The following is a 26,673-nucleotide window of genomic DNA, read 5'->3' on the forward strand; positions in this document are numbered from 1 at the left end:
CGGAGCGGGCTCAACTTCTAAGAAAAACGCTGAGACGCCTAGCTTCTTCCGCAGACATAGCATTCGCCATTCATTGTTTCGTTAATGCGCTCAATCGCGTGAAGACTGCCGTTATTGAAATCGCACTGCCATAAGTCCCACGAGCCAAGTCCAGATATACGTCGTTGCAATTCGAGAACAAGCGTACCGGCGACCATACTGTTGATCGACATCACCGAAGGCGCTGGCACATCAGGCACATAGCCGTTTTGCTGTGCATGATCCCAAACCTCGCCGCCTACATAGCGTCTGGCATCCAACGAAGCTTGCCCAGGATGCAAACGACCTACGCAGATCGGGCAGTAACGTCCAAGTTCGGCGCCAGAGATTTCGGCCAACAGACGCTTTGGCTGTTCATCGAGCAGAATTTCAACGCCGCCTTGCAAAAAGACCACACCACTCTCCAGTGCCAACTGAAGGCATTCAATCCTTGATAAGTGGTTGTCTGTCAGCGCCAAAATCACATCGCAGGCTTGCAAAGCTCTTTTACAGCGGCTCGATGCGGTGTAGACATCCTCCGTAAATACTTTTACTTTGGTTGTCGATCCGACACTTCTCCCTGCCTGGGCAATCAAACGAGACGCGACATTGACTTTGAATCTGCCTATGTCGCGCCGATGAGTCGAAGGCAACCGGTTCAAATTGGTTTCTTCCACACGATCAAAATCTACCAAGGTGAAATTTTGAAATCCTGCTCTGACCAGTGGCTCAATGACGGCCATACCCACGCCTCCCAGGCCGACAATACCAATGTGCAGCTCATTGGTTGCTTGCCTGAGACCATGGCCAAAAGCCGCCTGGCGCAACAACGCCGGGTTTTCATGGTCATTCGATGCCACACCCAACGGACGTAACCCAGCTTGGAGCGCGCATGGGTGCGTGGCATCGTCAGACCATAATCGTGCTTGCGGTTGACCGCCGCAGGGTAAAACAAGGCTCAGAAAGAGCGGCTGATCTTGGGTTCTGAGCCATCTGCTGGTCTCTGACTCATGCGCGTCATCGCAAGCGCTGAAATCATTCGCCCCTGGCGGGTGAGAATGAATATGCAGAGGAACCAAACCATCCTTTACCGCATCGGCCGAAATCCGATTGAAACGCGCCGCCGCCGCTTGGGATAATGCCAGGCCACCACTGCTTTGCCGCATATAATCAGTTGCATCGGCAAAAACGACATGTTCAACCATATAATCAATCCGTTGTCCGCCGCGTTTTTGCGGGCGAGCCAGCCCGAACGCAAAGCGCTCGGGGGGATGCGGAAGCAATTGGTTTTGTAATGATTGCCAATGGTGTTCCGTGAAAACCAACTTGCGCATACTCATTAACTTCCCCCTTCATTGAATAGCGTCATGACCACATTCACATAGGAGAGCAAGTTGTGGCGTCCTGGCCGCCATCCTTCAGCAATGCCACAGAACCACCGCCAGCCAGGTATCGCCTGTGCGCCATGGTATGCGCGGCCCTCAAATAGATGGGAGCGATCTAGCGAGCCGAGTGTGGCGTTCTCCTTCAAATAAAATCCAATCGGCGAACTCAGCGGGTAATTTTTGGGCAACAGCACAAGCGCATCAGTGCGAGTGCCATCGGGAAGGATTAACTCTTTTAGCCGAAGACACCATCCCCAGTCGGTTTGCTCGGGGGGACGAATCCCCCCGAAACCGGCTGACTTCAAAATCTCGACCTCGCGCTTCAATGCGGCGGGTAGCGATGTTGATGTCAACATACCCATTACCTCGTTACAAACAAAGAAGCCGCCTTCACAATTGCCGGTCCCAACGATAGCGTGTCACCCGGTTTGAGGTCTACGGATTCATCGTCGCGCAAAGGACGGGACTGCTTCGCACCACCCGATTTACTGGATGTGTGGTAGATTGCCTCCCCTCCCTCAGGCTGTAGGGAGGCCGCGATCTCCTTATACGAACGCCGTTCAAAACTTCTCGGCCTCAAAAAGCCATTCTCTGCCGGTTCAAGCGCGCTCATGCGGCCTCCTCGGCGATCTTTTCCAGCAATTGTTCGAGGTCGACCACGTGGTAGGCGGCTTCTCGCAACTCGCCAGCGACATTGCGTCCGACCACTTCGGTTCGTATCCCCCATTCCCTCAGTTCCCAAACCATTGGGGCATAGTCGCCGTCCGACGCGAACAAGGTTAAAAAATCGGGTTTTAGTCGCAAGCACGATGACAGCGTTTTTATCATCAATCGTTGATCGTCCGACTGTTTAAAGTCACCGCTCGGCGTGCGTTTGGCAGGGCAGATGAACACGCGCGCTGCTGTTTGCCGCTGCAGCGCAGCACTGAGATTGCGCGACTGTGAAGTCACCGTCGCTAGCGCTTCGGCACTGTCGTTCTCGGGAACGCGTCCGGCAGTGAATATCAGCTGTTCGAGGACGTCCACGCCGTCATCGTTAACCTGCTGGATGACATTTTCCCAACGCGGTAATGCGGTGCCCTGCAATATGTTCTGGCACCCGCGATTAAAGTTCTGCCAATCAACGGCAACGACTTTTTTTAGAATTTGATGCATAATAATCACTCACAAAATGTGTATCAAAAATGCAACGTCTTGAGCACCAAGACGAAGCACGGTAAAAGTTGACCGTGATCAGACGGTCAACTGGGTGCTCGGTGGCTGCAACCGCCGGGCGTCCTTCCTTGCATTACAGGCGTCCGAGCCATCCAATCCAAAATTTGGGAACTAGCCGTTTCGCGGCGGTTGACCAATGCCTGACCAGCGATCAGTTCGCACCCTCAATCATTTTTTCGTGAGAAAAGTTGGGCCATCCGGTTTTATTAAAGCTTCCTCGATCCAACTTGCGGCTGTGCCACGTTGGTATAACTTCGCCCAGCCGATAAATTCATCAAAAATCCCCTCAATTGGCGACCCATCCTTGCACAGTCCTAAAATCCAAATGAGCGCATCGATTTCGTCGGCATGTAACCTATCGAAATATTTGTACATTAACGCAGCCACAATCGCTTGCATCTGGTCTAGTGGTTGCGCCCCTTTGTTTATAAGAGGTTTACCGTCATCTGAAAGGAGGCGCCGAGCATCTTTGGTCAAAAACATTCCTGGAAAATTAAGGGAGAAATCAAATCGCTTAAACGCTTCAGGCCCCAATAGAATCGAAGCTTTTTCCAAGCCTATGCTCTTGATATCGTTCAACGCCGACTGGATGTTTTTAAAAAGCTTACGGTTCCCTCGAGAAGTTTCCAGCCATCTCGAGTGGGATTTCTCAACCTCAATGGGGCAGGCGAATTCAACATAGTAGGTACCTTCTGAAACAGGGCCTTCGACTATAGTCGCAGCCGTTATTGAGCCCGAAGAGCAATAAGCCGTTGCCAGTGATAAATCCATAAAAACCTCTAAATATGATAACTGGTAAACAAGATAGCATAAATAACAATAAAGTCAATATATGGCAAAACATGCTTATTGTGTAACAAAATATAAAAATTGAGCATAACGTAGCCGCTGAAGCTGCAACCAACTTCGAGAAATAATTAGTCCAGAAAACGGTGCTTGATGATGCGGCTGGCCGGCCCGATTTTGTGACAGCCCTAAACATAAAAATCGGGGTCAAGACGGGCGATCGTAAGGATTCGTGCGAAAAAGGACAATAGCCATAGTTTCTGTATGACACACCATACCGACACCGTTTTTTGTACATTGTTGAGCTCGATTTGAGCAGTAATAGTTGTATATCATTTGAAACTATATGTTACGGCAAGCCTCTTGACTAATGCGTCAGGACGCGTCAAAATGCATCAGAACGCGTTTAACTGGTAATTTGAATGGCTTTTGATTTTAGTTCTGATGATGTTTTGTTGGACATTGACACGGTGTGCAAAAAACTCAGTATTTCTCGCTCAACATTGGAGCGGTTACGCCGGACACGACCGACCTCTATTCCAAGCGTAATAGGTGCGCTTGGGTCTGATGACGATTTTTCGGGTATGCCCCAATTCCCGGAACCGACGGTAATGCTTGGACGTAGCCCACGCTGGAGTTCGAAAGTCTTAAACGCCTGGATCTTAGGGGGGCGTTCTCTTCGTTAACCAGAATTTGGAGTATTTTAAAATGAGTGATTCATGGTGTCGGCCTGTAAGAGCCAAAAATGGTTCAGTGGTGAGCGGCGGTGCAGCTCGAAATGTTCGTATTGCAGCTCTTGGGGGGATGGAACCTATTCTTGAAAGTGTTGCCATAAATGCAGCGCGTGAAGCATTGAAGCAAGCGGATGAAGCCGTTCGATCAGCGAGGGTTAAGCCACGTTTACGACTGGTGTCGTAGTAAACGGTTAACCACAGCGTACACGCGGCCCATCCATCATTTCACCGGTTTGCACGAAAAGCCGCGTAGGCCGGTTAATTCGATCGCTAGGATTACCGGTCTGAATCCGCCATATTTTCAGTTGCATTTAATTCCCGTCGAAAATTGCGCTGATTTCTGGTTTGTGGGTTTTCGATTGCAAGCGGCTACAGCTAATAGCGGGGGCATTACACGGCATGAATGACATTGGTCACCACGCCCCATACCACCATGTCTAGGTCATCGTGCAAATCGATGTCTTGGTAGGTTGGATTCTCGGCTTTTAGCTTCCATTGTTCGTTTTCGCGTTCCAGGCGTTTGACCGTCAGCTCGCCGTTCAAGGAGCGATTTCAGGGTCAGGTCTTTCAATCAAGCATCCTTTATTTAAGCTGGAAGATAGGTACATTTTCCACTGCGATCACTAACGATGATAACGCAGTCTTCAGCAATTGGCCGATCCGGACCAATGCTTGTCTTTTAGCCACATCAACCGATGAATTTGTTATTGGCTTCGGCTTCAATTACCTTGCAATAACGCTGCAGAGCATCCCGAATTTTTCCCAGCCGATCGAGTTGTTGCCGAATATGGGCAAACTCGGTTTCCAGTTCTTCGACTAATTCCGCCTCCCAGGCGGGTTCGGCCTTCAGCAGGTTGCCGAGCGGATAACGATAGCCACGGCCTTTCTTAACGTACTGCGCAATGGGCTTGGTTTGACCGTTTTGTCGCAACGTGGCCATTCGGTACCACTCAATGCTGAAAGCGCGTTGGTTTTCCCGGCAGCGGATGCGGACGCCGATTCGGCCCGATTCGCTTTTGCTGTGTTTCTGGCGCTGGCTTTTCAATTGGCGCCAATAATCATCGACCAATACTTTGGCTTGCGCCTGGAGATGATCGCACCGGGTTTCGATCCAATAAAGCAGGTCTTGTTCAGTAAGATTGAGCTGACTGTTGACAGGTTGTTCGCTGGACATGAATTTTCCTAATACTTAACTGTAGGGATAGACATGGACAATGCCTAACGGGATTTTCTGTTAATCGCGAGCCTTGGAAAGCGCCTTAGTGCATAGGTTTTGCACCTTAAATGCCTACCGCAGTAGGCATATCACTGTCATTTTCTCGATGGTTCATTTAGGCATTGCCTTCGCAAAGCGGCGTGACTCATGCCTACCTAGGAAATTACTTCGGATTTCGGGCCGATTACCGTTGCCACGTTTCCCTACTAGCGTAGGCAAATCGAAAGTCGACTTCCTATTGGGATTTACGGGTCATCGCCCGTTTGCAATACCGCCAGCATTTTAGGCAAACGATATGGGATGCCGATTGCAGTTGACGCCGAATTCGCGATCATCTGCCGTTACGGTCGCGATCTGCGATCGCTTTTCGAACCATCTTGCAGCTGATGGCGTTTTCGTCGTCAGCTGCAAAAGTCGCTGGGAAGATCTGACGGACAATGGCGCGATGAACCGAAATGCCATTTCTTTACCGATCATCTTGAGCTTGTGTCTCAGAGCCTCTCTGGCGATGGGTAAGGACGACACGTCCGAAGTTTCCTATTTCGTCGACAAGCAGCGCGGCTGGTTTTGGTATGAGGTGTTGCCTGAGCCGGTTAAAAATGCCCAACCCGAAATTCAAGACGATCAGCAAAAGCCCAAACCTGACATCAAACCGCCCAGTGACTTTCAGGCTGAAATTGAACCCAAAACACAAGCCAAGCCCTCTGCAGAGCCCCAACCACTGTCCTCGGCCTGGTTGAAGCAAAACCTGGAGCATTACCTGAACCAGGCGATCGACGATCCGAGTCCCGAGAATGTGGCGGTGTTTTACTACCTGCAGCGGGTGATGATGGACAAAGCCGAGCGTTTCACCAACGCCGCCCGCTACGTGGTGATGTCCGATCCACAACTCGACGAAACCGTGCGTCGACCGGTCGCCACTTATGCGGCCAATGAAGCGAATCATCAAGCCAGTGTGGTGGCTGAGCAGGCCTTGAAAGCAATTGCAGCGCAAGCCGGCATTTTGTTTTTCTTCCGATCCGATTGCCCTTATTGCCATGTGCAGGCGCCAATTCTGGCCATGCTGGAAAACGCCTACGGTTTCAAGATTTATCCCGTGTCGCTCGATGGATTGCCGATGCCGAACGGCTTTTTCAGTCAGTTCAAACGGGATAACGGTCAGGCGGCGATGTTGGGCGTCGAACAAACCCCGGCGCTGTTTTTGATGAAACCACCGAAGCAAATTGTGCCCTTGGCGCAAGGCGCCTTGTCGCTGGAAGAAATCACCGGTCGGATTCTGCTGGCGGCCAAGGAAGCCGGTTGGATCGATGCCTCGCAATATCAAACCACCCAGGGCATTCGTAACACGCCCATGTTGTTACCGGCCGCCGGTAGCATCAGCTCTGCGGTCACTCAAGATCCACTGTCACTGATCCGGGCATTGCAACGCAGTGCGCAAATGGGGAGTACACCATGATTTCGCTTTCATTGTCTCTGCGCTATCGCCAGGTGCTGGTGTTGATTCTGTTGGTCGAGAGCGCTGTTCCAGCCTATGCCGACCTGCAGCAGGAAATGGACAGCATGTTCGGCACCATGACCAACTTTACCGCACCGACCGCTCATCTGGGGCAACGCCGCGGCGTGATTACCGGCGGCAGCCTAGTGGCGCGCAATGGCATCACTAATACCAACCTAGTCTCGTTTGTACCACCGTCGTTCAGTGCCGGCTGCGGTGGTATCGATTTATTCGCCGGCAGTTTCAGTTTCATCAACTTCAACCAGTTTGTGCAATTGATGCGTAACGTGGCCGGCAATGCCGCAGGCTATGCGTTTCAGCTGGCGGTCGGCGCCATGTGCCCCTGGTGTGCCTCGGTGATGACGGACCTGCAAAAGAAAATCCAGGAGATGAACCAAATGTTCAGCAATTCCTGCAGGTTGGCTCAGGGTTTGGTCAACGACACGGTCAAAGCCTTCGATCTGCAGAGCAAAACCAATCTATCCAATGCCTCGTTTACCCATGGCATTTCGGATGTCTTTTCCAGTTGGACCAATACCAGCACGCTGGGCGATCCGGTACAGCAGATCAAACAGAACGACCCCGCCGACATGACCAAGATCATTCAAGGCAATTTGGTGTGGCGGGCCTTGGTCAATCAGAACGCTGGGGGATGGTTTCGCTTCGGCGGTAACAGTTTGCTGGAAGCGGCGATGAGTATATCCGGCACCGTAATCGTCGACGCCCCACAAGCGGCCCCCGACGGCAAGGGCGAGAATAATGCCATCAGCGCGCCGCCGCCGGTGTTGCGGATCAAGGATTTGATGTACGGAAATGACGCCGGCAACAGCTATCAAACCGTTCGAATGTATACCTGCAGTGACGGTCACGATGCCGATCAGTGTCTGAAACCCATTGTCCAAAACGTCAATCTGGTTGGCTTAAAACAGCGGGTGATGGAGATTTTGTTGGGTTCGGCCAATAGCGGCAACGGTTTGATTTACAAATTTTCCACCAACAATGGTCAAATCACCGACAGCGAAAAAGCCTTCATGCAAACGGTGCCGGATGCCATCGGCGGCATGATCCATAACCTGGCGCGGGAAGACGCCGGCATTGCCAAATTGTGGGCCGAAGAAGCGGCGCCGGTAATTGCCCTGGAACTGGCGCAATTGATTGTTAACGATTTGCTCGCCGCAGTACAAACCGCCGCGCACATGAACGACCATGCTTATGCCAAATTGCTGATGGATGCCTTGAAGGATGCTAGAGCGCAAATCCAGGACGAATACGTCACCATCGCCGGCCGTTACGGTAGTCCGCAAACCTTGATGGCGTTTTATCAGCAATTGATGAATACCGTAAAGCCAAAACATTACGGTACCGTGGCGCAATTGCCGGCTTCCGGTACCGCCTGGCCGACGCCTTAGTCCTTATCTTTTCTCTACAGGCCATCTCCTATGTTTGAAATCTTTTCCGTAGGCGATTCCGCCTATCTGCAAGCTGTACTGAATGCCGTGGCGATGATCTCTGGCACCGGCGATTACCGTACCGCGGCTGCCGTCGGCGGCTTGATCGGTGTCATCATCGTCATGCTTCGGGCTTTGTTGCAATGGGACGGCCGTGGCATTCGCTATCAGGATTTATTGTTGGCTTATGTGTTGTGGCTGATGCTGTATGCGCCGTCGGTGCGGGTGTCGATTGAGGATGCCTATACCGGTAGCGTGGTGGTAGTCGACAACGTACCACTGGGGCCAGCCGTGGTGGGTAGTGTGATGTCGAACATGGGCTATCGCACCACGCGCTTGTTCGAACAAGGCTTTGGCACACCGTCGATGACCGGCAACGGCTTTGCCGACAGTTTGCAGACCTTGATGGCGGTAAGGAAGAATTTGTTGTCGCGGGTGAGTTTAGGCGCTGCGAATGTGCCCAATGCCGGCAGCGATATGGAAACTTCGTTTGCCAATTACGTGCGGGAATGTACATTGACCGGTGTCGATTTGAATCAAAAATCGGTGGATGCCATCTTACGCGATGCCGATCCCTTGAATGCCATCCGCTTCGATTCCGACATCTACATGACCCAAATCTATGTCGGCGGTCAACCGCAAACCAAAACCTGCACGGATGCCTGGGCCGATTTGAGTGTGGTGGCCAATGGCAATTTTGCGACAGCGCTGGAAGGGTTGTTGCAGCCGACCTTAGGCGTACCGGCGGCGGGGGATACAGTGCCGAAAATCCAGGATGCCTTCGATGCGTTGGCCGGCCCCGGTGTGGTCGATGCCGCCGATTACATGCTGATGTCGGCGATCATGCCGATGTTCGAAAAAGGCGTGATCGGTCGGCATGAAGACGGCTTACATTGGAACAAAGCGGCTATGGTCGAGCAAGCCATCCAGCAACGCAATACCCAATGGGCCGCAGAGCAAACCCTGTTTGCCAAGATCGTCCGGCCGATGATGGCCTTCATTGAAGGCTTGAGTTACGCCATTGCGCCGATCATGGCCTTTGTGGTGATGCTGGGCAATGTCGGTATCCGGATGAATATCGGCTATTTCTCGATGTTGTTGTGGATCCAATTGTGGATGCCGATTCTGGCAGTGATCAATCTATTCATCCAGATGTCGGCCGCCGGCAAAATGGCGGCGCTGACCACGGCCACCTACAACCTACCGTCGATGATGGGTATCTACCAACTGGACATGGAGTTGCAGCAATGGCTGTCGATTGGCGGCATGTTGGCCGCATCGACGCCGGCCATTACCTTGATGCTGATTTATCGCGGGGCAGTGACTGCCACCCATTTCCTGGGACGAATGGATGGCGGCGACACCATTAGCGAAAAAATCGCCACGCCGGATGTGATCAGCCCGGCGCCAGTCTTGAATGCCCAGGCGCAACATCAATACAGTCCGTTGTCGGCGGTCACCCAAACTGGCGTCGACAAGGTGCTACCCACATTTACCGCCGGCAAGGACATGAGTTCGGCGGTATCGTCGGCTTACAGCGCTTCGGAACAGGCGACCAGCAGCTTCATGCACAGTGTGTCGTCTACGGCTTCGAAATCGGCCAGCATCACTAGCGATGCGTTTGATAGTCGTTCCTTGGGTAATCAGATTGCCAGCAGTTCCAGTTATACCGATGCCTACAACCGCCAGTTCGGTGAAGCCTTCGCCAAAAAACATGCCGATACCGGTATTTCCGCCGATCAGTTCTCGGCGTTGGTGGCCGGCAGTGCCAACGCCGGGGCCAAGCTCGGTAACGACCAACTCAGCGGTGCGATCTCCGGCCGCTTGCAGAACGACTTCAAAGTCAGTCAAGACAAATCCGATGCCATTGCCGCCGACATCAGTCAGACCGTCAATGACAGTCAGGGCTATCAGGCCGGTTTAGCTAAAAGCCTGGCACTGGATGCGCAAACCGGCACCCGAAACGTTGCCTCAATGGGACTGCAAAATCAATCGCTGTCTTCGTTGCAACACAGCGCAACCGATGCAGTATCCGCCAGTGAATCCTATCAACAATTTTTATCGGCTCAGCAACGCTTCGGGACACAAGCTAGCTTCGGTGCCGCAGAAACGGGTTACAAAATCGCCCATGACCCTGGCTTGATGGAACGCCTGGATCGCACGCTGGATCAATACGGCTTGCGCGGAGATACGCAACGGCTAGCCTCGCAATGGAAAGCAGCGGGTTGGATCAGCGATGCCGATCAGGCCTATGCCGCCGCTGGTATGTCGTTATTGACCGGCTTCTCGTCACCCAGTTACCGCACACTGGATGATCAACAATCGCACCAGGCGCAAATCTCGGGTTACCAACTGCTCGGCGATGCGTTTAATGCGCCGCAAGCGGATCAAACCTGGGATGCTAGCCGGAATGAATCCCTGAAAGCCCATGCACCGGAAGCTGGCAGGGTTCAAGCCGCCGTCGAACAGGCCAATCTCAAAGACCCACGCGCTGAAACCGAATCATTGGGTCAGCGTGCACAGGCAAAGATTCATTCAGCAACAGGAAAAATTGCCGGTGGCGAAGCCCGTGTCGAAGCACAGCACGATCGTAACTTAGCTGAGCGTGAACAAAATTCAAGAGAAGGCTTCGGTCAATTGGCGAATGTCAAAGCGGAGCACTTTAGGAAATCGATTGCAACTGCGGCCAATGACACGCCTTCTGCGGCAGAGGCAACATACGATTATCTGGGTGGGAGTATTTACAATACCGCCAAAAATATCGAAGCCGTGGGTTCTTCTGGTGCTGAAAGCATTAAAGAATTTACTTCAAATGCTACGGAAGCTTATTCGAACGGAGCAAGCTTTTGGGATTCAGTAAAATACGGTGCCTCTAAATCTTACTCCGGTTTTATTCAAACTACCCAGGCTTGGGCAGACCAAAGAATCAATGAAATCGGTGACAAATTAACGCCAAGTCAAAAAGCATATTACCGAGCAGCAATGTTTGAAGCTTTCGCTGGAATATCAGTTGGTGGAGGATATAGCGGAAATTTGGCCGCAGCAAAACAACAATTGATCAAAGATGAAGGAGATATTGATGGCAACAATATTTCAAAGTTATTGATGAGTGCAGCCGGCCAAAACCGCATGGATCTTATAGATCAGATTAGTAGTTTTAATCGAGCTAGAGGACTGATTAATTATTAAGAATCATGAATTATTTGTTGCTAATAATTTGTCCAAAACCAACAATAAGCCCTCGCAGAATAATGGCAAATGAGAGCATGATAATTGGTACGGTAAATTCATTGTTAATACTCCCTAGTACCCAAGCTACAAACACTAAGGTAGCCCAATAGTAATTACTTTCATGGGAAAGACGATTTGCCAATTGTTCAATACACTGAAAAACCAATTCTGCTAATGCTAGAGCAGTAAAAGTAACGAAACCAAATAGGGCAAATGTAGAAAGTGTTTCAGGCAGCATACCTTTTGAACTGCCCATGAATGTTAATCCAAAAAATCCAGCTGCCAAGCTAAAAAATCGAAAGTGTTTTATAGTTAATGTGCGGGTATGAAAACGCTGCAAAAACTTCTGCAATCCGCTCGGAAACCGCGTAAACGTTGCACCGCAGAAAGGGCAAACTGACTTGACTGGTCGGCCATAGTAAACGACCACTCTCGGCACCATGGATCGGTTGCATTCGTTGCAAATCACCGTAGCATGATGTCCAGCAAAGACTGAGGGTTTTCGGGTATCTTTTGGGCTTAATCGGGAAGAAAATGTCGCCATTGTTGGACTCCACTTCGAATATTCGGCTGATCCTATGTTCTAGTGGCTACTATCCCAAGATTTTTGGAAAGAATCAATTAGTCAATGATGTATCTGGATCTATGCATTTGGTTTAGCACGCACATTTGACAGACCTGTTGGTATTTACAGCCATGAATGACCAGATAGGGCGTATGGCAGGTCGTGCAGTAAGGTAGTTCAGCGAGTCCATCTTTCAAGGCTTCAGTGATAATCCAAGCTTCATCGAAATTTGCAGGCCGTATGCGGCCAAACGGTCGGCGTTCCTGAATATGGTTTGGATAGAGGGTACAAAAATAATCCCAAGCAAAGACAATGGCGTTCAGGTCTATTTCCGCTCTGATGTCGCCCCGACAAGCGCATCGATAGATCGAAGCAAATAGGGCCATATACAGAAACGATTCGCGTGCTTGCGGTATCGCCGTAATGCAGGGGACTAGACCCGATACCGGGCTTTCTCGGTGCAATGAAAAATAAAGGTTACACAATTCTTTAGGGCGAAGGGTTTTTATGACCCGGCATGCCAATACCGTACGAAGCTTTCGCTTCAGTAATTGATAGGCCCAATACTGATCTTTAAGCCGAGTAGCATAGGCGCAATGGTTGCTCATGACTCGGGAGGGTGGGTGGACAAAAGCATCAGGAGCTCAATGGCCCGTGCGTCGAGTACATTCGGGGCTTCGGGTTTTTGGATGTTTAGGAATTCGCTCCATTTGTGGGGATTGAATCGGGGAATAAAGGTCAGGCAATCGCTTCGAGCCAGGAGCTTCAACTGTTCGAGCGGCATCTTTCTGAGCAATGAAACCGCGTCTGCCGTTAAACCCAGGCAGAACATGGCTTTCTGTTCGCTTTCGGAAAAAATTAAGGATTGAGCGACGATGAGGTAGTCGATATTCAGTTTGTAGAGATTCTCATCCATTCTGGAATCCTCTATTGGCTAAAGAATCGCTCGGATTTGATCGGCCAAGGCAATCACTTTTTGCCCGTACTGGATGGCTGCCGGCTCGTTCTTCCAACTGTAATATCGCCCTATGCCATGAGCGAGATTGCCAGGTACCGATTGGATAGCCACTGAGAGTACACTCGCACCGATTTCGAGATTGGTGCTCGGGATCAAGAGTAGCTCGGGTTTCGCAACGCGGTGGCCATGCCATCGCAGATTCACTTGCATGATGCCGACGTCGATATTGCGTTTGCCTTGATCCAGCATTTGATTGAGCAAAGCTTCTGCCTCCTGCTGACTGTTAGGAATAAAGGAGTTGCCAGCGTTATTGATGGCCCAGGGCCAGGGCATGACACGATTCTGTTCACCGTTTTTTCGCGACTCCATGAGCGCAACGGCATACAGAATATAGGGATCAATGCGATATCTACGGGCAACTTGTCCCCACTGCGTGTTTTGTAATTTAGTGTTTGATGCCAGGGACTGTTGGCTGTTGCCATTCGCTTGAATGGAATCAGCAGCCATTGATTCCATGGGTTGGCTGATGATGCAAAGGCCACTGAACAATCCAATCCAGAGATGCTTAATAGGGTTTTGGATTGAAACCCCAGGGTGCTTAACCCTCTGTTTTTTTATATGAATAATTAACATCGCGAGCTCACCGTTATGGTCTTGAAGCGAGTTTACGACGTTGCCAGAAATTCTATATGTTCGAAAAACCTCTCTTTAAGCTGTTTTTCGCCGATCCTCTGAGTTTGGCCTTGCTTTTTTACTTGATCTTATGAACGGAAGGAATGTGACTTGGGTGTGCAGATGGTGGCTGAGGATTATGTGTACCACCAAGAGCATTTTTATGGCGCGACTTTTAGTTTAGTGACAAATTAAATGGCGCTATATAGTCAATAGCGACACAAAGCCTTGAATGGCTTCTAGGTCTTGACCAAAATCGACAATGAGGTGTTACTTCAATTTGATAAAACCGCTCGTTGGCTAGCTGAGCTATGTTGACTCGAAGGCTTGATTTTGGATGACTCAGGGCATTTGGGAATTACAATACGGACTATTTATCGCCGACCATTTGCCCCAACCTGACCAACGCTTGATTGACCCGCTCGTCCCAATCGACAGCACAGTTGAGACGGATGAAATTGCGGTATTTTTGCGTCGCCGAGAACATTGGGCCGGGCGCGATGCTGATGCCTTGCTGTAACGCTCGCCGGCTCAGCGCCGTCGCATCGACACTTTCCGGAAGTTCCACCCAGATCACGAAGCCGCCCTCCGGCTGGGTAACGCGGGTGCCCGGCGGAAAATAAGCGCCGATGGCCGCCGTCATTCTGTCCACAGCTTGCCGGTATTGATTGCGCGCCTGACGTAGATGGCGTTCGTAGCCGCCCTTGGTCAGCATTTCCGCGACTGTCAATTGCGCGTGGGTCGGCGTCGCCAGATTGCCGACGTATTTCAAATATTCGGTTTGTTCCAGGTATGGCCCCGCCACCAGCCAACCCACCCGTAAACCGGGACACAAGGATTTGGAAAACGACGAGCAATACAACACTCGTCCCTCGCTGTCCCAGCTTTTCGCCATCGACGGGCGCTGAACGCCGAACCCAAGATCGCCGTAAATGTCGTCCTCGATCAACGCGATCCGGTAGCGGTTGACCAACTCCACCAGCGCGCGTTTACGTTCGTCGCTCATGCAATAACCCAAGGGATTGCTGTAGTTGGGCACCGCGATGCAGGCCTTGATCGGCCATTGCTCGCAGGCCAGTTGCAGCGCGTCCAGCGCGATGCCGTCGCGTGGATGAGTCGGAATTTCGATCGCGCGTAGCGACAACGATTCGATGACTTGCAACAGTCCGTAAAAGGTCGGCGATTCGACGGCGACGATGTCGCCCGGCTTGGTAACCGTTCTCAAGGCCAGCGACATTGCTTCCTGGCAACCGTTGGTGATCAGGATGTCGTTGGGATCGACCGGGCAACCCTGTTCCGACATCCGTCGAGCGATTTGCCGGCGCAATTCCGGCGCACCCGGCGGGAATTCGTAATTGGCGATGCGTTGGCCGTATCGGCGGGCCACGCTGGCCGAGATTTGCGCCATTTTTTGCGTCGGCAGAAACGCCGCCGCCGGCACCGCCGCGCCCAATTGTACGATTCTCGGATCGTTGGCGGCCTTGACCAGACGCAATACCAGTTCCTGACCCGTCACCAGCGTCGGTTCCCGCGGCGGGGCGGAAATCGCCGGTTCCTGCAGCGAACAGCGCGGACGCGGCCTGACGTAATAACCCGAGCGCTGGCGGGCTTCGAGATGGCCCTGGTCCTCCAAAAGCCGCAATGCGCTGACCGCCGTTGCGGTGCTGACCTGATGTTGCTGACTGAGCTGACGAACGCTGGGCAGGCGTTCCCCTGGTCGGTACAGATTCTGCGCGATGGCGTTGAGCAAATGTTCGGCGAGGTTTTCGTAACGAAGATTCATGGCAGTTGCAATACAGTTCCGGCGTTTAGGTATCGATACAATTCATCATCAGTCAAAATTGTATCGATGTAATTTACAGAATTTGCATCTGTATCGATAGTCTGATCTTAGTCTAAAGTAGCCCCTCCAATCAAACAGGGCAAGACTATGAAATTCCGCTTGTTGAACCGCGCCAAGTTTGCCGTTGGCGGCCGAAACCCTACGACACTTCCCCAACCTTCCGAGCTGACGCGCGGTTATTGGTTCGGCTGCGCCGGCATTCTCGGGTTCAGCCTGACCTTGCCGGCGACCCGGCTGGCGGTGGCGGAACTCGATCCGGTATTCGTCGGCCTTGGCCGAGCGGTCGCCGCTTCATTGCTGGCGGCATTGGCGTTGTGGTGGTGGGGTGGCCGCTTGCCCAAAGGTAGTCAATGGCTGAGGTTGGCCGCAACCGCCGGCGGTGTGGTGATTGGCTTTCCGCTACTGTCGGCATTGGCCTTGCAACAAGTTTCGGCGGTGCATAGTGCCGTGGTGGTCGGCTTGACACCGTTGTTGACCGCCGGTTTCGGCGTGCTGTTATCGGGCGAGCGGCCGGCATGGCGATTCTGGCTGGCAACGGCATTGGGTAGTACGGCCATCCTGGTCTTCGTCTATCCGTCCGGTTCGGCAGGGCTGCAGCAAGCGGATCTGTATTTACTGGCGGCCATTGCCTGCGTCGCCTACGGTTATGCCGAAGGCGCGAGGCTGGCGAAACAGCTAGGCGCTTGGCAAACCATCAGCTGGGCCTTATTGATAAGTGCACCGCTGTTGCTGCCGTGGGTGGTGCAAACCGCGCCGCCACGCTTCGAGCTGGTCAGCTGGCCTAGCTTGTTAGGCTTTGCCTACGTCAGCGTGGTCAGCATGTATCTGGCTTTTTTTGCCTGGTATCGCGGTTTGGCGCTGGGTGGTACCGCGCGGATCGGCCAACTGCAATTGCTGCAGCCGTTTCTAAGCATGGCAGCCGGTTCGGGGTTGATCGGTGAAAGTGTCGAGATTGAACAATTGGCAACCGCGTTGGCGGTTCTGGCTTGTGTTGTGATCAGCCGAAAATCGTAAAAACAAAATCTATTTTTCAGGAGAAATCGATGAAATCCCTCTCAATGTGTTGGTTGAACGGTGAACTGAAGCCAGCCGAACAAGCTTTCATTCCGGTCAACGACCACGGACTGCTTTACGGCGACGGCGTGTTCGAAGGCATACGCTTTTACAAGCGCCGTGCCTTCCGTCTGCAACGGCATTTGCAGCGGCTACAGCTGTCGGCGCGGGCGATTGCGCTGGCAATACCACTCTCTGTCGAAGAATTGACGGCTGTCATCGAACGGCTGATCGAAGCGTTTGCCGACGACGACGGCTATATCCGCCTGATGGTTACGCGCGGCGCCGGAGCGCTGGGCTTGAATCCCAAAAGCTGTTCTCAGCCCAACGTCATCGCCATCTCCGACCAATTGACGATGATAGCCCTTGACGAACAACAGGCCGGTGCGAGGCTAATCGTGTCCTCGATACGCCGCTTGACGGCCGACGGCCTGGATCCGCGCATCAAAAGCCTGAATTATTTGAACCACATTCTCGCCAAAATCGAGGCCAATCATGCCGGCGCCGACGAGGCGATACTGCTCAACGCCCAAGGCCGGGTCGCGGAGGGCACCGCCGACAACGTATTCATCGTGCGCAATGGCCGCTTGCTGACGCCGCCTTGCAGCGAGGGCGCGTTGGAAGGCATCACCCGCGAATTGGTGCTACAGTTGGCGCTGGATCACGGCATCGAAATCAGGGAGCAGCCGTTGGGCGTGTACGACCTGTACGCCGCCGACGAATGTTTCTTGACCGGCACCGGCGCGGAACTGATTCCGGTCGCCAGTATCGACTGCCGATCATTGCCTAGCTGCCCAGGACCTGTATTCCAAAGCTTGCAACAGGCATTTCGGCGGACCATAGACCAAGAGTGCGGAGGCATCTTATGAATTTGTTGGAAAATTTGCAGTTGCAGGCGCGTTACAGCCAATGGGTGAATCAACGTCTGTACGACGCTTGTGCCAACTTGACAGACGACGAGCGCAAACAGGATAGGGGCGTATTTTTTCATTCCATCCACGGCACCTGGAACCATTTGCTGCTGGGCGATCGCGTCTGGCTGGCTCGCTTACAAGATCAACCGGTGCCATACCAACGCCTGGACTTGGAGCTTTACGCCGATTTCGACGAACTGCGGGCAGCGCAAGCCGATTGCGACCAAGTTTTGCTGGATTGGATTCAAGGTTTGCAAACCGACGATTTACAAAGGCGCATCGCCTTCCGCAGTCTGTCCACCGGGCAAGATAAAGTGTTGGCCGTGGCCACTATGCTGACTACCTTGTTAATCCACAAGACCCACCATCGTGGCCAAATCACCGCGCTGTTGAGCCAGTGCGGTTGCGACTACGGCGCCATCGATTTTATCTGTGCGCCGTTTGTCGACTAATCTTGCACTTTTAAATCTTAGGATCATTCCCAATGACTGAATCAGCGTTCCCAATTGCTGCCGTGGCGGATCAAGTGACGCCGCGCGCAAGAAAATCGTTGTATCCGCAAGCCATTTTGGACGTGCATGGCGCCCGGCTGGAAGGTCGGGAAAAGCGGGCGTTAGGCGATTTGTTCGGCCTGCAAAACTTCGGTGTCAATCTGACCAAGTTGGAACCCGGCGCGATTTCCGCGTTGCGCCATGCCCATGCCAAACAGGACGAGTTCATCTACATCTTGCAAGGTTGCCCTACCTTGTACACCGACGCAGGCCCGACACCGTTGTCACCCGGCATGTGCGCCGGCTTCAAAGCCGGCAGCGGAGATGCCCACCGGTTGGTCAACGAAACAGAGAGCGACGTCGTCTATCTGGAAATCGGCGACCGCACTGCGGGAGATCAAGTCGTCTACCCCGATGACGATTTGCAGGCGGCGTTTGTCGATAATACCTTTCGGTTTGCCCATAAGGATGGGACGCAGTATTGAGTGCTTTGAAATTTTCCGCCGCCAGTACGGACTGCGTGAGTAGGTAAAACGCTAATCGCGTAGAATGGCCTAATTTCACAATGGTGGTGATTGAGTAAAACCGACCCACAAGCGACATTCACTCTAGTTTTGGAAGTGTCTGCAAATTGATAATAAGCGGAAGTTGGGTTTGCAGTAATAGGCTAAGTTGAATGATAATGAAACCCAGCCTACAAAGCATCTGCTGGGTTTCGCGTTGCCCCACCTAGCCTATGGCCCTTTTTATGTGATTGCAAGACCTGCTCCTGAGTGTTCGTTAAAAAAGTTAGTGGCGATTATCCCGAAAGGAGGTTGCATGTTTAAAAAAGCGTACCAGTTTCTGATGGCTACTATTCTGGTCAGCCTTAAGAAGAATGCTGCATCAGTATTGTTCTGGTTGGGGATCGTTTTGATTCTCACAGGCTCTTTATTTGGAGACATCATCGACAGTTGGCACTATGCCCCTAAGGGCACAGGAGAAGCTATCTTGAAAATTGGCGCTGCAGTTTTGGGAGCAGGGGTTTTTGCCGTCATAATGAAGTCAGCACAATTCACTGACTTATTTCAACAGCATGTATTTGATGTATTTTATCGCCCCGAAAATCTTCCGCATGAAAAAATAACCGACCGTTGGGAGTTACTGGCAGACTCGCTGTTAAAGGAAGTACTATTTTCAAACCACTACCAAGCAGCCATCACGATAAAAAACCAGTTCTTTAGTAATGAATTACAGTACCATTTTGAAGATCTTTCGATAACTTACGATATTGAAGTTGTCGATAACACTGCTTCTTGCACAAACTCTTTAACTGCAAAACTCGCATTATCACCGTGTCATGAAAATCCAATTTTTACGCAAGCTCTTGAAGTTGGTGGCAGTTGCGACTTGGTTAGCTTATTTATCAATGATGAAATGCAAGATGTCAGCCAGTTATTGAGCGCCGATTCCTTAAATCCAAAATTACGAAAGATAGATATTGAACTCAAGAATTTTGCCAAAAGTTTGAATCAGACTGATAGTAGGACTGTCAAACTTGAAAGAGTGCTTAAATTCACTCAAAGCTTGGACGAAGAACCGTATATTGTTGCAACAATAAGTAGATATATTTCAGGGGGAGCCGTCATAAAGGCGCAAATTTCCCCTGGATATCGTATGTATTTTAAGAAGACAGGATTTGGCGTTTCTCCTCCCAATGTCTATTCAAATGATGGCCACGGCTATACCCGTTGGCAATTAGCGAGAGCAAATGACTTGCTACTTCCAGGACAGGGATATATGATAATGATCATTCCTAGCAAAAACATTAGCGGAACAAATCAATCATGAAACAATCATCGACAGAAACTATATAAATTTCAATTGGTTACTACCATTAACCCTAGTCAAGAGGTTTTTGGGTAAGCGAGTGCCGGCTTCCGGCCGTAAAGATCGTCGCGCATCCTTGGGCTCCGATCGCGCCTCCACCGTCACTGTGATGGCCTTCGGCGGCCCAGCCGTCCTCACTCGCGCGCCGGCGAAGCGGCTAACTCACAAATGACTCGCGGCTTCCGTTCCTGCTCCCGCCAAGTACTTACATCTCTGCAGGTAACTCCCGGTCGGGGAGCATTGCAGTTTCTCTGTTCGAGAAACCGCCCGGCCCAGGGGCTTCCGGGGCTACTCGGCCAACGCTCGCTAGCGCATCACTCTCAAGGCCTCGCAGCGTATGCCTGAAAAACCGCCAAGGGGGTAGTGTTATGCCAACAAGTGACGTAAACATCCCCCAGCAAAGCCGAGAGTCTATATTGTGAACAGTTCAAAGCGGCAATTGGGATCGCTAACGCAGCAGGTGAATGCTTGCGGCAAATAGGCAACAACTTATTACCAAAAGTTATTTGTTCAATTCGCTGATTTTCCTTCTTAATGTCGGATGTAGTCTCGAACCATTGTTTCATCCCACCCCACGGTCGGCACAAAACAGCTGAGCGCCCTTAAAAAATACTGATCGATAAAGCTCGTTTCTTTTCACCATAAACCGAGGCTAATTGAATCGCACACAGTCCCTTTAACGCACTCAATAACCTGAAACACTGCATATTTGGGAAGGATCGAAATCAGGACATAGATATGGCCGACATCAAATGACCTTCCAATATCCAGCTTTCCTTTTGGCCTGCAAGCCTTCGAACAACCTTGAGTAAATACTTACGCAACGCTTTAACAAGGGAGGGCAGCGGAGCCTCTTGTAGACTCTGGATGCATTACGTTATCGCTTGTATCCGTCAATTGGGGGCAGATCATATGACAGCAAACGAATAGTTAGCGGTAATTGAGTTTGCTTAGTCATAAGACCGTTTTTGGCCGTACTGACACAATCAGGTAAGCACTTGAGTATGAAGGCCGCGCGAATTGCGAAGTGCATTCGCAAAAATGAAAGTCTTCCATTCGCCCGAATGCGTTTCGCTATTCCCTACTACGCGGGCTTCAGATTAGCCGATTTCACCGCCTCAACCTCCAACAAGACCATCGCCACATGGGCTTTGCCATCCACGCTCAAAGGCACTTGATCCAGATAACTCGAACAAACCGCTTCGATAAACGATTCTCTAAGGTCTACCGGAAGCCGTTGCGTGTAAGGCAGCCAGGTGGTTCGAATCCAGCTCGCTAGACCCTCCAGGCCGTCGTGGGTCATATCCTTGGCGACGAGTTCGAGCCGTTTGACGGTAAATCCGGCGACTTCCAGCATCACCCGGTATTCATCGACCCCTGGAAAGGTATACGGAAACTCGAAGCCGATAAAATACTGCGACCATGGAGCGGTATCCTTGACCCGGTCAATCGTCGCCCGCATGCCGGCTGCATCGCCTCTTCCGCCCATGCGCAGCAGGATTTTGCCGCCGCTTTTCAGGCTTCGGTATAAGCCGTCAATCACCGGTTGATGCTGCTTGACCCAGTGCAGCACCGCGTTGGAGAAAACCACGTCAAAACACTCGGTAAAGCTCAAACTCCCGGCATCCATGACCCGGAACGACAGGTTGGGATGTTGCTGTTCCGGGTATTGGCGTTTGGCCAGCGCTATCATAGCTGCCGAGTTATCGATGCCGACCACCGCGCCGCGATCGACGATTCCGGCGATCTCCGCCGTGACTTTGCCGTCGCCGCAACCCAAGTCCAGTACGGTTTCGTGGCCGCTTAGCTGCAACAGTGCTATCAGTTCTTTAGCCCATTGCTGTTGGGCTTGCGAGTTTTGGGCATAATCCTGGGCATTCCAGCGGTAAGCATTCAATGTTGTCTCCTGTTTCACGTTATAAGGTTTGCGGCTGGCGCGTTGTCTGACTTAAACCCGCCGTTTTCAATGGCGCGGTGTTGCAGAATGCCGGTATCGTTGGCCAGACGATTGCAGCCGCTGAGCATTGCCTTGATCGATGCGCTGACGATGTTGCCGTCCATGCCGACGCCATAAGCGGTTTGGCCGTTCGAAGCCGCCAGTTCGACAAAGGCGCAGGCCTGGGCATCGCCGCCGCTGCCGGTCGAGCGTTCCTCGTAGCTGCACACTGTGACTGTGCCGAGCGAGCTCAAAGCCTGGACGGCCGCGGCTATCGGCCCGTTACCCACGCCGGTTAAATCGCGCGGTTCACCGTCCCATTCGATTTGCAGTTGTATGCCTTGTCCTTGCGCATGCTCGTACAATTTATGGCCGAGGTAACGCAACGGCCCTGCCACATCGAGATAAGTCTGGGCAAATAGCTGCCACAGCCGTACCGCGCCGATTTCGCCGCCTTGGCGGTCGGCATGGCGTTGCACCACTTGCGAAAACTCCACCTGCAAACGGCGCGGCAGTACCAGACCATAATGGCTTTCCAGCAAATGGGTGATGCCGCCCTTGCCGGACTGGCTGTTGATGCGGATCACCGCGTCGTAACCGCGGCCGACATCAGCCGGATCGAACGGCAGATAGGGCACATTCCAGACAGTATCAGGCTGCCGCGCGGCAAAGCCTTTCTTGATCGCATCCTGGTGCGAGCCGGAAAACGCGGTGAACACCAACTCGCCGGCATAGGGTTGGCGCGGCGGCACGGCCAAACCGGTGCAAGCTTCGAAATCGCCTACTACTGCATTGATGTCGGAAAAATCCAAGCCCGGCGCTACGCCCTGGGTATACAGATTCAACGCCAGCGTTACCAAATCCACGTTGCCGGTGCGTTCGCCGTTGCCGAACAAACAACCCTCGACGCGCTCGGCGCCGGCCATCAACGCCAGTTCGGCGGCGGCTACCGCCGTGCCGCGGTCGTTGTGCGGATGCACGCTGAGAATGACGCTGTCGCGGCGGGCGATATGACTATGCATCCATTCGATCTGGTCGGCGTAGACGTTCGGCGTCGCCGTTTCCACCGACGACGGCAAATTCAGGATGATCTTGTTGTCCGGCGTCGCGCCCCAGGCGTCGCTGACCGCATCGCAAACCTCGACGGCAAAATCCGGCTCGGTGGCGGTGAAGGTTTCCAGGCTGTATTGCAAGCGCCATCGGGTTTCCGGCTGGTCGGCGGTCAATTGTTTGACCAGCCGTACCGCATCGACAGCCATCGCCAATACATCGGTCCGGCTCATGCCCAATACCAGTTCGCGAAACGCTGGGGAGGTCGCGTTGACGATATGGACGATGGCCGAGCGCGCACCGTGCAAGGCTTCTACAGTGCGGCGCAACAGCGGCTCGCGGGCGTGGCTGAGCACTTCGATGGTCACGTCGCTGGGTATCAACGCGCCGTCTATCAAGCGGCGCACGAAATCGAAGTCGGTTTGCGAGGCCGACGGAAACGCCACTTCGATTTCCTTGAAACCGATGCCGCATAAGGTTTGGAACAGGCGCAGTTTGCGTTCGGCGTTCATCGGTTCGAACAAGGCCTGGTTGCCGTCGCGTAAATCGGTGCTCATCCAGATAGGTGCTTGAGTAATCGTGCGGTTTGGCCATTGTCGGTTGGCAAGCGCCACCGGTGGGAATGGGCGGTATTTGCGGGAAGGATCGGTCAACATGGCTGCTTACTCTCGGTAAATGGGATGCCGATAAGATAAGCCAAACCGTCCGCTAGGCGATTGCGTTTATGCCCTCTAAAATACTAATTATTGATAGAACATTGCCGTATTATTGGAATATATTTTATTTAATTGTTTTAATGAGTGGATAACAGGCATTTTATGGAACTGGATCGATACGACAGTCAAATCTTGACCATCCTGCAAGCCGACGGCCGCATCAGCAATCAGGAACTGGCCGATCGCATCGGCCTGTCGCCGTCGCCTTGCCTGCGGCGGGTGAGAGCGTTGGAGGAGGGCGGCTTGATCGTCGGCTATCGGGCGCTGCTGGATGCTAAAGCCTTGGGATTGACGCTGATGGCCTTGATCCACATTTCGATGGACCAACACACGCCGGAACGTTTCAGCACCTTCGAAGCGGCGATTGCCGGCATTCCGGAAGTGATGGAATGCCTGTTGATCACCGGCCAGACCGCCGATTATCAGCTCAAAGTTATGGTCAAGGACTTGGACGCCTACCAGGAATTGCTGTTGAAACGCATCACCGGCATTCCCGGCGTCAGCGGGGTACATACCAGCTTCGTGTTGCGGCGAGTGATCGATAAGACGGCGTTTCCGGTAGGGGCATGATCGTTCCGAACTCATTACTGGCAGAGTCTGCCTTCGCGCAGACCAAAAGCCGCACTGTTAAAACGTTTGACTGTAATTGGCTCGCCTAATACTATCCATCCACCCAAAACCGCCATGATTAAAGCCCAAAAAGCCTCTACCGCTTGGGTTTGAAATCTTGCCGGCCAACAACTCGATGATTACCCCTTCAAGGAACAGATGAAAAGCTATTTTATTTATCTAAGCGCGATATTGCTTTTGCTCAGCGGTTGCGCGGGTTCGCCGCCGCTAAAAGCGGATGCCGTGCAACGCGGCGATTACAGTTACCTCAAGGCCCATCTTTCCTGGCTGATCGAGCAGGAAATGTCCGAACAGGATGTGGAAGGCTTGAGCATCGCCGTGGTGGATGATCAGCAGATCGTCTGGTCGCAAGGTTTCGGCTATGCCGATCAAGCCAGGCAGATTGCCGCGACACCGGAAACGGTTTATCGAACCGGCTCCATCTCCAAGCTCTTTACCGATACTTTAGTGATGCAACTGGCGGAGCAAAGCAAACTGGATATCGATCGGCCGTTGCAAACTTATCTGCCGAATTTCGCCATCAAAAGCCGTTTTCCTGATGCCGGACCGATAACTCCGCGTAACATCATGACCCATCATTCCGGTTTGCCGGGCGATAGAGGCAATGGCATGTGGACTAAGAATCCCGTACCGTTCAGTCAGCTTGTCGACCCGCTGAAAGACGAGTACGCCGCCTATCCTCCCAATCGCATCTTTGCCTATTCGAATCTGGGCATTACCTTATTAGGGACGATGCTGGAACGGCTTACCGGCCAGGATTTCAGCAGTTATGCCGACCGGCAGCTGTTAAAACCGCTCGGTATGACGAATGCGGCATTTTCGCTCGGCATCGAGGGAAAACTGGCCTCGAAAGCCTATAAGAATGATCAGGAAAAGACCGAAGTGGCCCTGCGCGATATGCCGGCCGGCGGATTGAACGCCAATGTATTGGATTTGAGTCGTTTTATCGCCATGGTCTTGGCGGACGGCAATGCGAATGGCCGGCAAATCCTCAAGCCAGAAACCCTGCATGAAATGCTGCGCCAGCAAAACCAGGACGTGGCGCTGGATGTAGGCACCAAAACCGGTTTGGGCTGGTTCTTGACCAACAAGCCAGATATCGGCGAAGTGGCCGCACACGGCGGAGCCACGCTGTTTCACCGTAGCCTGCTGACCGTGGCGCCGGAACACAAGCTGGGCGTGGTCGTGCTGGCTAACTCCCCGCCCACCGGCGACTTGATCGACAAAGTCACCGATAAGGCGCTAAAACTGGCGATTGCGATAAAAACCGGCCAGCCGCTGCCGGAGGACGCCGAAACACCCGTGATAGACACCCGTGGCTTAACTCTGCAAGAACAGCAATTGGCAGCCGGACAATACGCAACCGCGCTCGGCTACATCAAGCTAACCGCGGACGGCGACACCCTGGCCACCGAACTGAACGGCAGCAGCATGGATTTGGTCGGCAGGGACGACGGCAAATTCGGTATCCGCTACAAGCTGTTGGGCTTGATACCGCTACAACCCAAGAAACTGTCCGAAGCCGGCGTTTCTGTGCGCCAGGTCGACGGACATGATCTGGCGCTGGCCCATTGGCAAGGCCAAACCTTTGTGTTGGGCGAAAAAATTCAACCCGTAGCGATTCCTCCCTCCATGCGTAACCGTCTGGGCGAATACGAGATTGTGAATCTTGCCGAAGGCGAGGCGATGGTCCCGGAAAAATGCGCGCTACGCGAACGGGACGGTTTTTTGATGCTGGAGTATTCCATTCCCACATTCGACATGAATAATCTGACTTTCCCCATTGCACCGGTATCGGAAAATGCCGCCGTTATTCTCGGGCTGGGGCGCGGCATGCAGGAAACCGTTCGGCTGGAGACGATCAATGGACAAGAGTTTGTCGCCTATTCCGGGTATTTATTGCGGAAGAAATGAGCAAAACCTTTAGGTCTCCCAAGCATTTGGCATTCTTCAACACTTTCACACGCATGGACGTTTTATCATCGCGTAAGCTTTGCCATTACCGGCGACTGCCAGTCAAAACGAGTTTTATCAGTGTTCCCAATCTTGCAATCATTTATCAAGAGGCCTTCCGGTGAGTGAATTTATCGCCTATCTGCCTGAAGTGTTCGAACTGTTCGGCAGCATTCAGATCCGCAAGATGTTCGGGGGCTATGGCGTCTACCACGATGGCTTGATGTTTGCCCTGGTGGCCGACGAGACCCTTTATCTCAAGGCGGATGCTGAAAATGTCAGGTTTTTCGAGGAACAGGGGCTTGCGCCATTCGAATATCAGCGGGAAGGTAAGATGGCGAAAATGTCCTATTACCAAGCGCCGGCCGAGTTTATGGAAGACCGCGAGCAGGCCGAACTCTGGGCGCGGCGCTCGTACGATGCCGCGCGGCGAGCCCAACCTAAAAAACGCAAAATCAAAACGGACACGGCAGTGATACATCATTTAGACTGATT

At 52.5% G+C, this 26,673-nt stretch carries 23 protein-coding genes; 11 read left to right on the forward strand and 12 right to left on the reverse strand.

The genetic code is table 11. From position 1 onward, the window contains the following. Window positions 1–38: 38 nt before the first annotated feature. The 6 genes from BJL95_RS06505 to mobI all read right to left on the reverse strand — a co-directional run bounded on the left by BJL95_RS06505 (window position 39) and on the right by mobI (window position 5,312). Entirely contained in the window at window positions 39–1,358 is a 1,320-nt protein-coding gene (locus BJL95_RS06505; protein WP_083385724.1) for a ThiF family adenylyltransferase, read from the reverse strand. Beyond that, window positions 1,358–1,759, reverse strand: coding sequence for a hypothetical protein (locus tag BJL95_RS06510; protein ID WP_139306155.1), 402 nt, complete (start codon window positions 1,757–1,759; stop codon window positions 1,358–1,360). Before BJL95_RS06510 ends, BJL95_RS06505 begins: the two co-directional genes overlap by 1 nt. 253 nt (window positions 1,760–2,012) lie before the next feature. Then, complete coding sequence (locus BJL95_RS06520) at window positions 2,013–2,558, reverse strand: NYN domain-containing protein (RefSeq protein ID WP_071156442.1); 546 nt, start codon at window positions 2,556–2,558, stop codon at window positions 2,013–2,015. A gap of 228 nt (window positions 2,559–2,786) precedes the next feature. Beyond that, complete coding sequence (locus BJL95_RS06525) at window positions 2,787–3,389, reverse strand: hypothetical protein (RefSeq protein WP_071156444.1); 603 nt, start codon at window positions 3,387–3,389, stop codon at window positions 2,787–2,789. Window positions 3,390–4,528: 1,139 nt separating this feature from the next. Next, window positions 4,529–4,681, reverse strand: a complete 153-nt coding sequence (locus BJL95_RS23715; protein WP_175463657.1) for a LexA family transcriptional regulator — start codon at window positions 4,679–4,681, stop codon at window positions 4,529–4,531. A 145-nt stretch (window positions 4,682–4,826) separates the two neighbouring features. Then, window positions 4,827–5,312 (reverse strand): conjugative transfer protein MobI(A/C), encoded by a 486-nt coding sequence (mobI, locus tag BJL95_RS06530; protein ID WP_071156446.1) that lies wholly within the window; start codon window positions 5,310–5,312, stop codon window positions 4,827–4,829. A gap of 487 nt (window positions 5,313–5,799) precedes the next feature. Here mobI and BJL95_RS06535 point away from each other — a divergent pair, with 487 nt between their 5' ends. Genes BJL95_RS06535 through BJL95_RS06545 form a run of 3 tightly spaced genes read left to right on the forward strand, consistent with a single transcriptional unit; the run spans window position 5,800 to window position 11,486 of the window. Beyond that, window positions 5,800–6,810: a conjugal transfer protein TraF gene (locus BJL95_RS06535; protein ID WP_071157022.1), complete on the forward strand. Its 1,011-nt coding sequence runs from the start codon at window positions 5,800–5,802 to the stop codon at window positions 6,808–6,810. Continuing rightward, a complete protein-coding gene (locus tag BJL95_RS06540; RefSeq protein ID WP_071156448.1) occupies window positions 6,807–8,258 on the forward strand; it encodes a conjugal transfer protein TraH in 1,452 nt (483 codons plus the stop codon). The genes BJL95_RS06535 and BJL95_RS06540 overlap by 4 nt, the downstream gene beginning before the upstream one ends. A gap of 30 nt (window positions 8,259–8,288) precedes the next feature. Then, window positions 8,289–11,486: a conjugal transfer protein TraG N-terminal domain-containing protein gene (locus BJL95_RS06545; protein ID WP_071156450.1), complete on the forward strand. Its 3,198-nt coding sequence runs from the start codon at window positions 8,289–8,291 to the stop codon at window positions 11,484–11,486. A 10-nt stretch (window positions 11,487–11,496) separates the two neighbouring features. Here the strand turns inward: BJL95_RS06545 and BJL95_RS24505 are convergent, their stop codons facing one another. The 4 genes from BJL95_RS24505 to BJL95_RS06565 form a co-directional block, all read right to left on the reverse strand. Next, a complete protein-coding gene (locus BJL95_RS24505) occupies window positions 11,497–12,072 on the reverse strand; it encodes a hypothetical protein (RefSeq protein WP_071156452.1) in 576 nt (191 codons plus the stop codon). A 625-nt stretch (window positions 12,073–12,697) separates the two neighbouring features. Further along, window positions 12,698–13,009, reverse strand: coding sequence for a flagellar transcriptional regulator FlhD (locus tag BJL95_RS06555; protein ID WP_071156454.1), 312 nt, complete (start codon window positions 13,007–13,009; stop codon window positions 12,698–12,700). An 18-nt stretch (window positions 13,010–13,027) separates the two neighbouring features. Next, window positions 13,028–13,684: a transglycosylase SLT domain-containing protein gene (locus BJL95_RS06560; RefSeq protein WP_254786704.1), complete on the reverse strand. Its 657-nt coding sequence runs from the start codon at window positions 13,682–13,684 to the stop codon at window positions 13,028–13,030. Window positions 13,685–14,093: 409 nt separating this feature from the next. After that, on the reverse strand, window positions 14,094–15,506 hold the full coding sequence (locus tag BJL95_RS06565; RefSeq protein WP_071156457.1) for a PLP-dependent aminotransferase family protein: 1,413 nt from the start codon (window positions 15,504–15,506) through the stop codon (window positions 14,094–14,096). A 147-nt stretch (window positions 15,507–15,653) separates the two neighbouring features. Between BJL95_RS06565 and BJL95_RS06570 the strand changes: the two genes are divergently transcribed. The 5 genes from BJL95_RS06570 to BJL95_RS06590 all read left to right on the forward strand — a co-directional run bounded on the left by BJL95_RS06570 (window position 15,654) and on the right by BJL95_RS06590 (window position 19,854). After that, complete coding sequence (locus BJL95_RS06570; protein ID WP_083385732.1) at window positions 15,654–16,580, forward strand: DMT family transporter; 927 nt, start codon at window positions 15,654–15,656, stop codon at window positions 16,578–16,580. Between the two features lie 29 nt (window positions 16,581–16,609). Then, on the forward strand, window positions 16,610–17,488 hold the full coding sequence (ilvE, locus tag BJL95_RS06575) for a branched-chain-amino-acid transaminase (RefSeq protein WP_071156459.1): 879 nt from the start codon (window positions 16,610–16,612) through the stop codon (window positions 17,486–17,488). After that, the gene (locus tag BJL95_RS06580; protein WP_071156461.1) at window positions 17,485–17,985 is read left to right on the forward strand and encodes a DinB family protein; all 501 of its coding nucleotides are present in this window, start codon (window positions 17,485–17,487) and stop codon (window positions 17,983–17,985) included. Before ilvE ends, BJL95_RS06580 begins: the two co-directional genes overlap by 4 nt. Window positions 17,986–18,017: 32 nt before the next feature. Beyond that, entirely contained in the window at window positions 18,018–18,509 is a 492-nt protein-coding gene (locus BJL95_RS06585) for a cupin domain-containing protein (RefSeq protein WP_071156463.1), read from the forward strand. A 334-nt stretch (window positions 18,510–18,843) separates the two neighbouring features. Further along, entirely contained in the window at window positions 18,844–19,854 is a 1,011-nt protein-coding gene (locus tag BJL95_RS06590) for a hypothetical protein (protein ID WP_071156465.1), read from the forward strand. Window positions 19,855–20,977: 1,123 nt separating this feature from the next. On the opposite strand, the gene BJL95_RS06595 is transcribed toward BJL95_RS06590, so the two are convergent. Together BJL95_RS06595 and leuA are read right to left on the reverse strand one after the other, a co-directional pair. Continuing rightward, a complete protein-coding gene (locus BJL95_RS06595) occupies window positions 20,978–21,790 on the reverse strand; it encodes a methyltransferase domain-containing protein (RefSeq protein ID WP_071157028.1) in 813 nt (270 codons plus the stop codon). Window positions 21,791–21,804: 14 nt separating this feature from the next. Beyond that, window positions 21,805–23,535, reverse strand: a complete 1,731-nt coding sequence (leuA, locus tag BJL95_RS06600; protein ID WP_083385736.1) for a 2-isopropylmalate synthase — start codon at window positions 23,533–23,535, stop codon at window positions 21,805–21,807. A gap of 162 nt (window positions 23,536–23,697) precedes the next feature. Here leuA and BJL95_RS06605 point away from each other — a divergent pair, with 162 nt between their 5' ends. The 3 genes from BJL95_RS06605 to BJL95_RS06615 all read left to right on the forward strand — a co-directional run bounded on the left by BJL95_RS06605 (window position 23,698) and on the right by BJL95_RS06615 (window position 26,671). Beyond that, window positions 23,698–24,165, forward strand: a complete 468-nt coding sequence (locus tag BJL95_RS06605; RefSeq protein WP_071156469.1) for an Lrp/AsnC family transcriptional regulator — start codon at window positions 23,698–23,700, stop codon at window positions 24,163–24,165. A 198-nt stretch (window positions 24,166–24,363) separates the two neighbouring features. After that, entirely contained in the window at window positions 24,364–26,139 is a 1,776-nt protein-coding gene (locus BJL95_RS06610; protein WP_071156470.1) for a serine hydrolase, read from the forward strand. Between the two features lie 160 nt (window positions 26,140–26,299). After that, on the forward strand, window positions 26,300–26,671 hold the full coding sequence (locus BJL95_RS06615) for a TfoX/Sxy family protein (protein ID WP_071156472.1): 372 nt from the start codon (window positions 26,300–26,302) through the stop codon (window positions 26,669–26,671). The last annotated feature ends 2 nt before the right edge of the window (window positions 26,672–26,673 follow it).

Source organism: Methylomonas sp. LWB (assembly GCF_001856095.1).
In the GTDB taxonomy this organism is placed as follows: domain Bacteria; phylum Pseudomonadota; class Gammaproteobacteria; order Methylococcales; family Methylomonadaceae; genus Methylomonas; species Methylomonas koyamae_A.